The 13,692-nt window shown below is 62.8% G+C and carries 12 protein-coding genes; 7 read left to right on the plus strand and 5 right to left on the minus strand.

The annotated features are described in order from the left end of the window. Positions 1 to 161 precede the first annotated feature (161 nt). Genes OVA24_RS03180 through OVA24_RS03190 form a run of 3 tightly spaced genes read left to right on the plus strand, consistent with a single transcriptional unit; the run spans position 162 to position 1,483 of the window. On the plus strand, positions 162 to 767 hold the full coding sequence (locus OVA24_RS03180) for a lysophospholipid acyltransferase family protein (protein ID WP_267673436.1): 606 nt from the start codon (positions 162 to 164) through the stop codon (positions 765 to 767). A gap of 43 nt (positions 768 to 810) precedes the next feature. After that, positions 811 to 1,074 carry a hypothetical protein gene (locus OVA24_RS03185; protein ID WP_267673438.1) on the plus strand — a complete coding sequence of 88 codons (264 nt, stop codon included), beginning with the start codon at positions 811 to 813 and terminating at the stop codon, positions 1,072 to 1,074. Next, positions 1,052 to 1,483, plus strand: a complete 432-nt coding sequence (locus OVA24_RS03190; RefSeq protein WP_267673440.1) for a TA system VapC family ribonuclease toxin — start codon at positions 1,052 to 1,054, stop codon at positions 1,481 to 1,483. The genes OVA24_RS03185 and OVA24_RS03190 overlap by 23 nt, the downstream gene beginning before the upstream one ends. 10 nt (positions 1,484 to 1,493) lie before the next feature. On the opposite strand, the gene OVA24_RS03195 is transcribed toward OVA24_RS03190, so the two are convergent. The 3 genes from OVA24_RS03195 to OVA24_RS03205 all read right to left on the minus strand — a co-directional run bounded on the left by OVA24_RS03195 (position 1,494) and on the right by OVA24_RS03205 (position 4,520). Further along, the gene (locus OVA24_RS03195) at positions 1,494 to 2,309 is read right to left on the minus strand and encodes a hypothetical protein (RefSeq protein WP_267673442.1); all 816 of its coding nucleotides are present in this window, start codon (positions 2,307 to 2,309) and stop codon (positions 1,494 to 1,496) included. A gap of 57 nt (positions 2,310 to 2,366) precedes the next feature. Then, the gene (locus OVA24_RS03200; protein WP_267673444.1) at positions 2,367 to 3,581 is read right to left on the minus strand and encodes a M29 family metallopeptidase; all 1,215 of its coding nucleotides are present in this window, start codon (positions 3,579 to 3,581) and stop codon (positions 2,367 to 2,369) included. Between the two features lie 72 nt (positions 3,582 to 3,653). Beyond that, positions 3,654 to 4,520, minus strand: coding sequence for an MYG1 family protein (locus OVA24_RS03205; RefSeq protein WP_267673446.1), 867 nt, complete (start codon positions 4,518 to 4,520; stop codon positions 3,654 to 3,656). Between the two features lie 139 nt (positions 4,521 to 4,659). Here OVA24_RS03205 and OVA24_RS03210 point away from each other — a divergent pair, with 139 nt between their 5' ends. Both OVA24_RS03210 and typA read left to right on the plus strand, forming a co-directional pair. Next, a complete protein-coding gene (locus OVA24_RS03210; RefSeq protein ID WP_267673448.1) occupies positions 4,660 to 5,253 on the plus strand; it encodes a hypothetical protein in 594 nt (197 codons plus the stop codon). A 110-nt stretch (positions 5,254 to 5,363) separates the two neighbouring features. Beyond that, the gene (gene typA / locus OVA24_RS03215; protein WP_267673450.1) at positions 5,364 to 7,208 is read left to right on the plus strand and encodes a translational GTPase TypA; all 1,845 of its coding nucleotides are present in this window, start codon (positions 5,364 to 5,366) and stop codon (positions 7,206 to 7,208) included. 79 nt (positions 7,209 to 7,287) lie between these two features. Here the strand turns inward: typA and OVA24_RS03220 are convergent, their stop codons facing one another. Together OVA24_RS03220 and OVA24_RS03225 are read right to left on the minus strand one after the other, a co-directional pair. Continuing rightward, positions 7,288 to 7,911 (minus strand): response regulator transcription factor, encoded by a 624-nt coding sequence (locus OVA24_RS03220; protein WP_267673452.1) that lies wholly within the window; start codon positions 7,909 to 7,911, stop codon positions 7,288 to 7,290. After that, on the minus strand, positions 7,908 to 10,622 hold the full coding sequence (locus OVA24_RS03225) for a sensor histidine kinase (protein ID WP_267673453.1): 2,715 nt from the start codon (positions 10,620 to 10,622) through the stop codon (positions 7,908 to 7,910). The genes OVA24_RS03220 and OVA24_RS03225 overlap by 4 nt, the downstream gene beginning before the upstream one ends. A 123-nt stretch (positions 10,623 to 10,745) precedes the next feature. On the opposite strand from OVA24_RS03225, the gene OVA24_RS03230 reads away from it, so the two are divergent. Together OVA24_RS03230 and OVA24_RS03235 are read left to right on the plus strand one after the other, a co-directional pair. Next, positions 10,746 to 13,031, plus strand: a complete 2,286-nt coding sequence (locus tag OVA24_RS03230) for a hypothetical protein (protein WP_267673455.1) — start codon at positions 10,746 to 10,748, stop codon at positions 13,029 to 13,031. 162 nt (positions 13,032 to 13,193) lie between these two features. Continuing rightward, positions 13,194 to 13,652 carry a cupin domain-containing protein gene (locus tag OVA24_RS03235; protein WP_267673457.1) on the plus strand — a complete coding sequence of 153 codons (459 nt, stop codon included), beginning with the start codon at positions 13,194 to 13,196 and terminating at the stop codon, positions 13,650 to 13,652. The last annotated feature ends 40 nt before the right edge of the window (positions 13,653 to 13,692 follow it).

Consider the following 13,692-nt stretch of genomic DNA (forward strand, 5'->3'; position numbering starts at 1 on the left):
TTGCGTTGCCGGTGGATTCGTGTCCCCGGCTTGTTGGGGTTCCGGGGGTACCGGACAGGAAGCGCCTGCGGGCGCTCAGCATCCCGGTTTCCCACTCAAAGACACCGGGCCGTTTCTATGATGCCTGCCGGGTGTTCTGGTTGGGCATTTTCAAATGCACCATGCGGATCCATACCTGTGGTCTGGAAAAGATGGCAGGAATCGAGGACGGGATGCTGGTGGCGGTCAGCCATGTGAGCCATCTCGATCCCATTGTGGTCAGCGCGGTTCTGGCGAGACGGGTCAGTTGGGTATCGAGGATCGAATTTTTCCAGAACTGGATTTCCCGTAAGGTGCTCTACCATGGGGGAGCGTTCCGTGTGGATCGCGGTGGGGCCGCCCTGCCAACCATCCGCGAAGGGCTGAAGCGCCTCGGTCGCGGTGAAGTGGTCGGTATTTTCCCCGAAGGAGAGGTCATGGAGGGTGAGCGTTCCGTCCTGAGGGGCGCGACGGTGAAGCGCGGGGTCTGCACGCTGGCGGCCCGCTCCGGGTGTCCGGTTGTGCCGGTGGTGGTGTTGGGGACGGATCGTTTGAGAAATGTCGGTCCTTGGCTTCCCGCGAAAAGGGGCACGTTGTGGATGCTGGTCGGCGAGCCGCTGCAGGCGGAGCCGGGGGACCATACCAAAGAAGGCCGCCGCCGGTTCGCGGCCCGTCTGGAAGCGGAATATGTGAAGCTCTACGCGGAAATCCGGGGGACCTTCGGGCTGCCGGAGACGATCGTGCCTTGAATGGATGCTTTACGTTTAGGCATTTTGATGCGAATATCCAAGAATGAGAACAACCTTGGATTTGCCTGATCCCATTTTCCGGGATTTAAAGATCCGGGCAGCCCAAGAGGGGGTCAAGATGAAGGAATTGGTGGAGAAATACATCGTAGCAGGACTTCGTGGCCAGCAGGTGGCCGACGGAAAGCCTCTCTCCAGAAGTCCTTTGCCGGTTTTCCGTGAATCCAAAGGGAGTACCGCTCCTGCTCTGTCCAACGCGGAACTGCAGGAGATTCTGGACAAGGAGGATGTTGATGGTCTCCACCATTGATCTGCCGGACGTCAATGTTTGGCTGGCGCTGGCGGATAGCGACCACGCGTTCCATCGGCCGGCGAGAGCCTATTGGGGTGGACTGAGGCCGGAAGGACTGGCCTTCTGCCGTGTGACGATGATGGGGTTCCTCCGGTTGGTCACGCACCCCAAGGTCATGGCGGGCCGACCATATACGAGAACGGAAGCTTGGGAAATCTACCGGACTTTCCGTGCATTGCCAGAGGTCACGTTTCTCAAGGAACCGGACGATGTGGAAATCCATTTTGAGTCGCTGGAGTTTTCCCAGAGGCTTTGGACGGACGCGTACCTCGCGGCGTTCGCTTTGTCGGGAAACCACCGGATCGTCTCATTCGATGCGGATTTCCAACAGTTCAGCGGATTGGAATTGCTTCTGCTGGAACAGTGATTCCTGATCCTCAGCAGAGACGGATCATATCCTTCACGAACTGGCCCCAGAGGAAGAACAGGCCGCGCTTCGAGTATTTGAAATGGCCGTCACCTGTCAGGCGGATGATGCCGGAGGCGAGGTTGTGCTCCACCTGGCTGCGCATCTCCTTTTCGATGCTGTCTTCGATCACCTCGGGATCTGGCATGCGGAGGTCATCCGCGACCTTCATCCGGAGCAGGAATTCCTGATGGTTGGTGAGGATCTGGTGGAAGCAGCTCCGTTCGCAGGGGACATGGTTCCATCGGACGTTGGGAGGACAGCGGAGGGTGGGGGCGAAGGGAAAGTTCGTCGTCCTCCAGATGTTGCCCTTCGAGTCATGGGAGGTGATGGAGATGAAGGCGAAGGTGACGTCGCATTGCTCGCAGAGGCATACCGCGGCGATGGCCCGTTCCTCCGGGTGCCAGAACAGGCGGAAGAACTGCTGCATGCCCGCCCATTCCCAGCCGCAGTCGGAGACATGCTCGAACCCTGCCTCATCCATGGCGGAGGCGGCCTCCGTCGCATTCGGGAAATGGGATGGGTTCGGCAGCGACTTGTGGGAAAGCCGGTTGTCGAGCGGCAGCTTCATCCGCCGGACGCGGGTGAGCAACTCGATCCACGGTAGCAGGAACCACATCCCAGCCCCCATGGCCCCGACCACAATCTTTCCGCTGACGAAGTAGAACAGGAAGAAGGTAGCGCCGAGAAAAAGGGCGGCCCCCAGCTTCCTCAGTACGAACTGCCGGGAACTGCGCAGCGCAACGGCAAGGACAAACAAGCCGATGACGATCAGGGTTTCACGCATGGGTTGGGAGGCGGAATGGGAAATCTGCGGCCGGAACGCCGCAGGTGCGAGAACTTTTCAATGGCCTTCCGCGAGGGCGTCCATGAGGTAGCGTGACGGGCGGAAATTCTCGATGAGCACCTCCCGCTGTTCACCGCGCTTCATCCGGACCTGGCTGATGTTGAAGTTCGGCGTCTTGTGGGGCGCGAACAGGATGTCGTCGTGGGTGGAGTTCTCGTGCTTCTTGAACATCTCCGGGATGATGTCGCCGCCGAGATGGTCGTCGCGGCCGGTGGCGAGGTGGCAGGTGCCGAGAACTTTCTCGTCCTGGATGTCCGCGCCTGACACGGGCAGCACCTGGGTGCCGAAGCCCAGCTCGCCCAGGGTGCCGGTCATCGGGTCATCCTTGAGGCGGGCGTTGTGGGCGTCGATGGTGGCCTGGTTGCCCGCGATGAGGGTGGAGGAAATGATGCGGCGGTCCGTGACCTCCAGCACACCCAGCGTGCCGTCCTCATACTTCATCGGGAACTGGCCGCGGGCGTCGTTCGGGACGAAATAGACTTCCCCGGCAGGAAGGTTCGCCACGTCAGGGGTCCGGCCATTGCACAGGCCGTGGGATTTCTGCGCTTCCTGGTTGCCCAGGCCGAGCCAAGCGGTGAGCACGCGGCCGTCCTCCAGGGCGAAGTCGATCTCGATGGAGTCCGCCTTGGTCAGCGCGGTGCGGAGTTTTTCCGCGTCGCGGGAGACCTCATGGTAGTCCACGGCCAGACCACTGTTCAGGATGATGTCATTCAGCCCGTGCAGCGTCGCGCCGCGGAAGCCGTACTCCTTGCACTTCGCGGTGAGCGGAGCCGTTGCGGAGTAGGTGGAGATGCAGAGGATGATGTCGTAGTTCGGGTAAATGTCGCGGTCCAGGGACAGGTGGTTGCCCGCGGTGTCCCAGACGTCGTCCGCCAGGTCCAGGTTGGAGCCGTAGGTGCATTTGTAGGCGAACATCTCCCCGCCCTTCATGCCCAGTTTCTCCATGCTGCCCTTCCTGAGGCCCTCGTAGAAGTGCTTGTGGGCGTTCTTCTGGACGGGAAAGTCTTCTTCGTTGAGGAAGGCGAAGTCCTTGATGAGTCCCGCGGGTTCATCGAAGTCGATCAGGATACAGACGCGACAGCCCTCGGTCGGGGTGAAGACGGTGTCGAGGAGCCGGGTGAGGTTGAACGGGGGGAACTTGCGGTTCTCCGGGTGGAGGAGGATCTCCTCGCGGAGGTAGTCCGGCAGGCTGGGAGCGGCGGCGTGAAGCATAGATGTTGCTAACTTAGGAACGATGCGGGATGCCGCAAGGGGCTATTTTGGAATGGTCCTGCCGGTGTTTTCTCAGACCCAGGAACGGGACAGCAGCTCCTTGAGCCGCTCCGCATCCGTGGCGGATGTCTTTGCCACGAACCCGCGGGCATGGGCGAAATGAACGTCCGCCTCCTCCCCGATGCGGGTAAAGTCCAGGCCGGGATGGTCATTGTGGCGGGAAAGCGCGTAGCCCGCGCCGCGGCGGTCCGGATACACCAGCCCGGCGATGCCCTGCTCCTCCGGCGGCAGGGACTGGATGTAGCGTCCCATCCCGGAGGATGGTTCGTCCGGCAGCGGCTCGGTGCGTGGCATGGCCAGCACCCGGAACGGGCCGGCCTCATGAGCGATCTCCCAGACCTGCGCGGTCCGCGAGATGTAGTCCAGCCGCTCGCGCAGGTTCCGCAGGTAGGAAAGGAGGTCATCACCGATCCACTTCATCGCTTCCCAAAGTGTGTCGCCCGGCGCGAGCGCGGTGGAGGAGGCGAAGCGGCGCAACAGCGTCAGATCCACGGGTGACTGGAGCTTCGACAGTGTCTCCCGTTCCACTCCCAGCCAGCGGGCGGTCTCCACCGGACCGCGGGTGTCGAACCATTCGGCGGGTTCCAGCCAGTCGCAGAACGCGCGGCCATCATCATAGACGCCCAGATCCATCATCACCAGGCTCAGCGCGCACATCGGCGGGTGATCCTTCGGAAACTGGTGGTGGTCGAAGTTTCCGCGCGCGGGGTCATGCTCGCCCCCGACATCCACCACGGCCGTGGAAAGGTCATCCAGATCCTCCTGGGTTGGCTCACGGCGCACGACGGGCGCTTGGTGGACGGAGATGAGCAGGCAGCAGGCGAGGAACTCGTCTTTGTGGGAGCCGCCGGGGTGGGTGAGGATCAGGGAATAGCTCATGGGACGATGGTTGGAGGAACCGCACCTTAGGCCCGGAACAGAACATGGGAAGAATTTTGCGGAGACAGGAAACGAAGCTTCGCGTGCTTTTTGCCGGACTTTCATCGGATCTTCATCCATCCGGGTAGGCTATCCGGTCATGGGCAGCAAAACACTCAGGGAGGTGCTCCCGCGACAACTGCGCTTCTGGTCCCTCCACTGCACGCTCAATGCCCTGCCGAGTCTGGCGATCGCCCTCGGCTGGCTGGGCCTGTGGAAGAGCGGCGTCGCCATCCTCGCCATGATGTCCGCCATCGTTTCGTTCATCCTTTTATATGCCGTGGTGACTTCGGTGGTCCGTCCGCTGGCGGATGGCGACAGTATCCTCTCGCGGGCGCTCAAGCTCGGGACGAAAACGCGGTCGTTGATTTCGGGAGGCAGCCTGTTGGCCGTCACCACCGGGATGGGGGTGCCATTCACTCCGGATTTCTGGTGCGGCTTCGGGGCGTCCGTGATCGTGGATTCACTGCGGACCATTGCCGAGATCGGAGCGTTTCCAGCTCAGTTCGAGCCGGATGTCCCGCGGCTTGGAAATGTGTCCTTCGGGTCGATCTATCTCACCACGATGCTGGAGGGCCTGCTGCTCTCCATGCTCCTGTTCATGCTGTCCTTCTTTTGCGTGATTCTGCTCCAAAGACGGGACCGGAAAATGGCCTACGCGTCCGGAAGTCCGGTCGGGGAAGCCGTGAATTGAGACGGATTCGCCGGAAAAGCTTGAAAATCACGCCTTGCCAGCGGCGGAAAAAGCGTGCATAGCCCCGGCCCCGCCCGAACCGGGAGGTCCACTCATCGTCGTTTTTTCCCATGTCACTCAAGATCCGAAACCTCGCCATCATCGCCCACGTTGACCATGGGAAGACCACCCTCGTTGACCAACTCCTCCAGGCAGGAGGCACCTACCGTGAGAACCAGGCGCAGCAGGAGCGCGCGATGGACTCCATGGACCTCGAGAAGGAAAAGGGCATCACCATCAAGGCGAAGAACACCTCCATCCACTGGGAAGGCTACACGATCAACATCGTGGACACCCCGGGCCACGCCGACTTCGGCGCGGAAGTGGAGCGCGTGATGAAGATGGTGGACGGCGTGCTTCTCGTCGTGGACGCCTTTGGCGGTCCGCAGGCCCAGACCCGCTTCGTTCTCCGCAAGGCTCTCGCCGAAGGCCTGAAGCCGATCGTCGTCATCAACAAGATCGACCGCCCGCTGGCCGACCCGATGAAGGTGCATGACCAGGTGCTGGAGCTGTTCCTCGACCTGGACGCGACCGAAGACCAGTTCAACGCCCCCTTCGCCTACGGCTCCGCCCGTGACGGCTACTTCATGGACAAGCCGGATGACGAGAAGGTGGACTGCATCCCCCTCCTCAAGAAAATCGTCGAGTTCATCCCCGAGCCGAAGGCCGATCCGGAAGCACCGTTCTCCATGCTCGTCTCCAACATCGAGTGGGACAACTTCGTCGGTCGTGTGGCCGTCGGCAAGGTCCTCGGTGGCAGCGTGAAGAAGGGCGACACCGTCTGGCTGATCCGCAAGGACGGCACCAAGCAACAGTCGAAGGTCATGAAGACCTTCAGCTACTCCGGTCTGGCCACCACCGACTCCGAAGGCTGCTCCGCCGGTGGCATCGTGGGTGTCGCCGCAGGCATCGACAACGTGGACATCGGTGAGACCCTCGCCGGTGCCGCCGATATGGAAGGCTTGCCGTTCGTCGAGATCGACCCGCCGACGGTGTCCATGCAGTTCTCCATCAACGACGGCCCGCTGGCCGGCAAGGAAGGCAAGCACGTGACCTCCCGCGCCATCCGCGAGCGCCTCATGCACGAGCTGAAGACGAACATCTCCATCCAGGTGGAGGACACGGATCAGGCCGGTGTATTCAGTGTCTCCGCCCGGGGTGCCATGCAGATCGCCGTTCTCGTCGAGCAGATGCGCCGCGAGGGCTTCGAGGTCTGCGTCTCCCGTCCGACCGTGATCTACCGCCGCGATGAGAACGGCAAGCTGCTCGAGCCGTTCGAGACCCTCTACGTGGAAGCTCCCGGCGACTACGCCCAAGGCATCCTCAAGAGCATCTCCAACCGCAAGGGCCTGCTGGAGAACATGGACACGGAGGCCTCCGGCCGCGTGTTCATCCAGGCGTCCATCCCGACCCGCGGCCTCATCGGCTTCGAGACGGAGCTGGTCAACCTGACCTCCGGCCACGGCATCATGTCCCACCTCTTCAAGGAATACGCGGAGCACGCCGGCGAGATCGTCACCCGCACCACCGGCACTCTGGTTTCCATGGATTCCGGCGCGGCGACCACCTACTCGCTGCAGGCTCTGGAAGAGCGCGGCATCCTCTTCGTCGGCCCGAACGACGCGGTCTATGCCGGCATGCTCGTCGGTGAAAACCCGCGCGTCGGCGACCTGCCGGTGAACCCGGTCAAGGAGAAGCACCTGGACAACATGCGCTCCTCCGGCAAGGACAAGACCTCCAAGCTCACCCCTCCGGTCCGCTTCTCGCTCGAGCGCGCCATCGAATACATCGATGCCGACGAGCTGGTGGAAGCGACCCCGAAGAACATCCGTCTCCGCAAGCGCATCCTGGACGCCAACGCCCGCAAGCGCGCTGCCAAGGGGCCGAGCGTCGAGGACCGCAGCAACCGCGGTTGATCGGTACGGAGTCTGATTCTCCAAATCTCAGGAAAGGGCGGCATTCGTGCCGCCCTTTTTGTTGCCGGGAAAGCGGACGTCAGTTTCCGCTCAGGGCCTCGACCGCGATCAGGCACGCGGCGGTCCGGGTCTCGACATTCAGCGTGCCGAAGATCTCCAGCACGTGCTTCTTTACGGTGCTTTCGCTGATGCCGAGGATCGTTGCGATGTCGCCGTTGGTTTTCCCCTGTGCGAGCCAGAGCAATGTCTCCGCGACGCGCGGCGTGAGGCCGAATGCCCTCTCCAGCGGCGCGGCCGAGGAGAAATCAGGATCGAAGGCGGGCACGGTCGTCTGTTCCGCGCGCCTCAGCCGGGATGCGATGGCGGCGAGCAGCTCGGCCTTGGCGACGGGCTTCGTGAGGTAGTCGTCGGCGCCGAGGTTCATCCCGGAGCGGATGTCCGGTTTCTCACCCTTGGCCGTCAGGAAGATGAAAGGGGTCGCCTCCGTGGTCTTGTCCGCCCGCAGTTCGCGGAGCACGCCGTAGCCGTCCAGCTCCGGCATCATGACATCGCAGAGAATGAGGTCCGGCTTTTCCCGCAGGGCGGCCTCAACGCCGGTGCGGCCGTTCTCCGCGGATACGGGATGGTATTTCTCCAGGCGCAGGATGGTCGCGAGGTTGCGGCGCATCTCCGGCTCGTCCTCGATAATCAGGATCGTTTTCATGAAAGTGGGATGGTGACGGTGAAAGTGGTGCCCGCACCCTGCCGCGTTTCCACGGAGATGTCGCCGCGGTGGAGTTCCACGCTTTGTTTGACGATGACGAGGCCCAAGCCCGTGCCGGGTGTCTGGCCGACATTCGATCCCCGGCGGAATGCTTCGAACAACGAAGGCAAATCCTCTTCCGGGATGCCGATTCCTTCATCGCGGATCACGAAGCGAAGCAGTCCATCCGTGGCCGACGCGCGGAATGTCACCGGCGTCCCGTCCGGCGAATATTTCACCGCGTTGTTCAACAGGTTGAGGAGGATGTGGCGCAGCAGCCGCTCGTCGGCCATGGCTTCCTCCGGGAGATCGGTGGTGGAGAACTCGATGGGGCGGCGGGCGTCGGTGGTGGAGCGGACCTCATCGACCAGCCGCCGGAACAGCGCGGCGAGATCGAGCGGCCGCGGCACGAACTCCATGCGCCCGGAGTCGAGCCGGCCCAGCAGCAGCACGTCCTCCATCAGGCCCGCCATCCGGCGGGAGTTCTTGATGATGGACTGGAGCTGCTCGCCGCGCTCGGCGGCTTCCAGTTGGTCGAGGTAGTCGTCGAGGATCTCCGCGGACGACTGGATGATGCCCAGCGGCGTGCGGAACTCATGGGAGACCATGGAGACGAAGTTGCTCTTGAGCTGGTTCAGCTCCCGCTCGCGCTCCAGGGACCGCTTCAACTCCATCTCCGCGTGCTTCCTTGCGGAGATGTCCGTGATGAACGCCTGCATGATGTTCTTTTCCCCATGGGGGATGCGGTTGAGCGTCACCTCGAGCTGGAGTTCATGTCCGTCCTTGTGGCAGTGGGTCCACTCGAACTGCGACAGTCCGGTTTCCAGGCATCTGCCGATCTCCCGTCGGGCGACGGTTTCTGAAAGCTCTCCGTTCGCCTGGTACTCCGGCGCGATTTCGGATGGATGGATGCCGATGAAATCCTCCGGCGCCCTTCCCAGAATTTTCGCGGCGGCGGGGTTCACCTCGGAGAAGCGGTGGTTCTCGTCATGCAGCATCACCCCCTGGCTGGACGACTCGAACAGTGTGCGGAATTTTTTCTCCGACTCGCGGATCGCCTGTTCCGCCTGCCTGCGTGGCGTGATGTCCTCGACGATGCCCCACAACTCATCCTCTCCGTTCAGCCCGCGGATCTTCATTCCGTTGATGACGATGGGCACGAGGTGGCCGTCACGGTGGATGTATTCCTTTTCGAACGGACCGAAGCGCCCCTCGCGGGCGACGAGCTCCAGGATGAGCTTTTCCTGCTCCTCATACTTGCGCGGGGTGATGTCCCAGTAGCTCAGCGCGGTGGCCTCCTCCGGCGTGTAGCCGATCATCCTGCCGAAGGATTCGTTCACCTGGATCAGGTCCCCTTCCCAGTTCACCCGTGCCATGCCCAGCGGAGAAAACTCGAACAGTGCCTTGAATTTCTCCTCGGACTCGCGGAGCGCGCTCTCCGCGGCGTGGCGGGCGGAGATGTCCTCGGCGATGCCCCATACCTGCACCTCGCCGGTGGAGGAGACGACGCGAACGCCATTCAGCCGCACGGGGATGCGCCGGCCGTCCTTGTGGATGTACTCCTTGTCAAAGGGACCGAAGCGGCCGGTGCGCCCGAGGGCCTCGATGGAACTACGTTGTCCGTCGTAGTAGCGCTCCGGAGTGATGTCCCAGTAACTCATTTCCCCCAACTCGGAGATGTCATAGCCCACCAGCTCGCAGAACGCCGGGTTCGCCTGCTGGAAGCGGGCCTGTTCATCCACCTGGGCCATGCCAAGCGGGGAAAACCTGAAGAGCTGCTTGAACCGCTCCTCGGAGATCACGAGTTCCGCGGTCCGTTCCGCGATGCGCTGCTCCAACGTCTGGTTGAGTTGGCGCACCTCGTCCTCAGCGATCTTCCGCGCGGTGTGGTCCTCATGGACGCACACCACCTCGATGATGCGGCCCGCAGGGTCGAACACGGGGAACATCGTCGATCCGATCCAGCGAACGCCCTTCCCCTCCTGGTCCGGCGCGGTTTTCAACTGGAAGGGGATCGGCGGTATCACGGAAACTTCACCGCCGAACGCGCGCCGGACCTTGTCCATATGGCCGGCCTCCTCGAGCTGGTGGTCTTGCAGGATGTTGAAATCCTTGAGGTCCTCCATGATGAGCTGGAAGAGCTCCCCGAAAGCACGGTTCACCTGCCGGGTGGAACCATCCGGAGCGAAAATCTGCATGCTCATGGGGATCTGTTCGAAGACGCGGTGCCAGCGGGTTTCCGAAAGGCGGAGCTCCGCTTCCATCCGCTTGCTGCCGTCGATGTTGCGGGCGGTGCTGAGGATGAGCGTCCGCCCGCCGGAGGGCAGGCTGGTGGCCACCACGTCGATGAATTCATCCACCCCGTCGCCGCGGCGGGTCAGCCATTCCGTGCGGTGGCTTCCTTTCTCCATCGCCAGCCGCATGGTTTCGCGCGCGGCCGCTTCGGTGGTCCTGCCGTCCGCCTGATATTCCGGGCAGATGTCCATCAGCGTGCGGCCGATGACTTTCTCCGGCGGCAGCCCGGTGGCACGGAAGAACGCCTCGTTGCCTGCGACGAACTCCATCGTTTCCGGATCCATGAGGTTCATCGCATCGGTGCTCCGCTCGAATAGCAGGCGGAACCACTCCGCGCTGCCGGAGAGTGCGTCGATGCCGCCTGTGTGGGAGTCCATGTGCCCTTTATGACGCGGGCGCGGGCGGAAGGAAAGGCGCGGCTGCTGGACCTTTCGGCCCATTTACCGGATGGCGGATTTCCCCTTATCACCGACCGCCCGCAGCAACCCGGGCATCCCATCATGAACATCCATCTCCTCATCATCTACGTGATCAGTCTCTGTCTCGCGGTCATGGCCCTGTCCGCCGAGCCGGTGAACCGGAGCGCGGCCTTCGATGCCCTGGGCCAGTTCACCGTCCAGGTGGATGTTCCCGCCGGTTCGCGCCACGCGGTGCTGGAAATCTCCGATGATCTCTCCGCCACCGCCACCTGGCGGCCGATGATCGCCGGTGCCATCGACGGGCGTGCGGCGCAGCTCATGTTCCGCCTCCCTCCGCAGCCCGGCGGGAAGGTCTTTGCCCGCGTGAAAACCGGGACCGCCACCGCACTGCCGTCCGTGGAGCTGTCCGGTGATGGTCTGTACTACGTGACCTACGGGGACCGCATCAGCTCCCGGGCGAAGCTGGATTTCCTCACCGCGGCCTCCCCGAAGATGAAGGAGTGGCAGTCCCTGCCCATCGAACAATGGCAGGCGAACGTGAGCGCATGGGCGATGCAAAGTCCGCTGGTGCAGTCCACGGAAATCATCCCGCCCGCCGACAATGTATCCGTGACTTTCACGGACGGAACCAGCGCCACCCTGCTGGCCGCACCGCGCCGCTACAACGGGCCGTCGATCGAGACCGCAGCCACGATGACTCCGGGCCGAAGCATGCTTGCGTCCGGTGGTCCGGCAATGGCCATGGGAGCACCCGCCTACTCCCCGCGGGCCGCTGGGGAAACGACGGGACACAACCTGCCGTCCACGGACCATGCCATCACCGCATTCTCCCTCGAAAGCACCTTTCCGAACTCCGCCCCCACCATCGCGGGTTGGCTTTCATCACGGAACTACAACGCGACGAATTACATGAGCACGACGGTCCAGCAGCTCCTCAACTGGTCCCGCGTGAAGCCCATCGCGGTGCTGTTCTGGCAGTCCCATGGCGTGCCGTACCGGAAAAAGGACGGCAGCATCGGCATCTCGCTCGTCACCTACCAACCGGCGACGGACGCGCTCAACGACGGGCCATTCAAGGCGATGATCGAGGACCGCGAACTCGTCTTCTCCGCGGATGCGGAGAACAAGCCCTACTACTCCATCACCTCGGAGTTCGTGCGCAAGCGCCTGCGCTTCGCGGACAACTCGCTGGTCCTGATCGATGCCTGCTATGGGGGCGGCGAGGAACTGGCGCAGGGATTCATCGATGCCAATGCGGGTTCCTACGGTAGTTGGAGCTGGCTCTCCGGTCCCCAGAGCGGAACGCCTTTCCTGAAGATATTCGACAGGCTGCTGGGCATGAATGAGGAGCCGCCGGTGTCCACGCCGAAGGAGCGGCCCTTCGCACTGGGCACCATCCGCTGGTGGATGAGCGCGTTCGAGTACGACTACGACCCCAGCCCGAAGTTCCCCAAGCAGAACCACCCGAACGCGAAGCTACTGTGGAAGCACCACGAAACGAAGCCCGCCTACATCCTGCGCCCCGCCATCATGCGCGTGATCCACGAGGGCAAGGGATTGACCGAGCCATACACGAAATTCCTGATTGAAGGGGACTTCGGCGACGATCCGGGTGAGGCGCTGTATGAGGTGCGCTGGGGAGGACAGAGGATGAATGTCGTCCGCTGGGAGCCATTCTCCGGCATCACCATCCGCATGCCGTCATCACCGCCCATTGGCAACATCGAGGTGATCATGAAGAAGAACTTCACCACGCGCAGCAACGTGGTGCCCATCACGGAGTGGAGCGTTCCTTTCACCTATGAATTGAGATCCCATGGCGCGCTGACCGCGAAGCTGGAGATGAACGTGAAGTTCCGCGCGGACATCCGCGGCAGCCGGGGGAATCCGGAGATGCCCTTGCAGCATCTCCCCCGCATGTTCGCCAACATGGAGGACTGCCATGGCACGGTGTCCGCCACCGGCACCTACAAGCCGGATGCCTCCACCACATTCACATGGTCCGGTGGTTCCAACCTGTCCTCCGTGGATCCGGAGACGGAGGGCACCTACCTGCCGAAGCGCATCCGCAACCGCGGGATGATCGACTTCGGAACCGGCCGCATGACCCAGTTCCAGCTGACCGGGGACGGCACCTTCACGGAAACGGAGGTGCGCGTCCACCCGGACGGCACCAGCACCACCATCGTGCGGGAAAACGGCATCGCCTTCCCTGGGTTCTATCCATTGCCGGAAATGCCGGTGAACCCCGGCAATGCGGTCTTCCGCGGCAACACGCTCACCTGGATCGGCGGCAATGGCTCCGCGAGCCTGTCGTGGCCATCCGTCGCGCCCCGGATGGTGCCGGATGCGGACACGGAACGCTGAACATGGCTCTTCCGTCCCATCGACGGCGGCCGTGGATGACGGCAGGATCCGGAGATGCGGATGCTACTGCGAACCTCGTATCAAAGCCGATCCACGCGCCGCTTTTTCCCGATTTCCCATCCCGGACGTTACCACCAACCCCTGATTGCAATGACCACCACCATGCCCACAGCACCACTGGAAACCATCCTCCGCGATCCCGAACGTGACGCCCGGTTCATCGGGGCATTCGGCGGCCGGATCAGCTTCTTCCTCACCGGCCGCCAGTCGAATGGCTGGCTCACCGGGGCGCACTACATCGCTCCACCGGACAACGGGCCCCCCGTCCACATCCACCGGAACGAGGATGAGCTGCTCATCGTCATCGAAGGCCGCTTCGCATTCTTCGCCGATGGCGTGTGGAGCGAGGGTGGCCCCGGCACCACCGTCTTCCTGCCCCGTGGCAAGCCGCATGCCTTCCGCAACATCGGAGACACGGACGGCAAGCTCTATGTCTTCGCCAATCCCCCGGGGCTGGAGACATTCTTCCCGGAATGTGAAGCGCCGTTCGACCTGCCGGATGGTCCGGACATGGACACCGTGATCGGAATCGCCGCCCGCCATGGCATCGAAATGGTCTGAGAATTGCCGGCGGCGTCCGTCGACCTGATGGCCGCCGCCA

Origin of the sequence: Luteolibacter sp. SL250, assembly GCF_026625605.1 — a bacterium.
Taxonomy (GTDB): domain Bacteria; phylum Verrucomicrobiota; class Verrucomicrobiia; order Verrucomicrobiales; family Akkermansiaceae; genus Luteolibacter.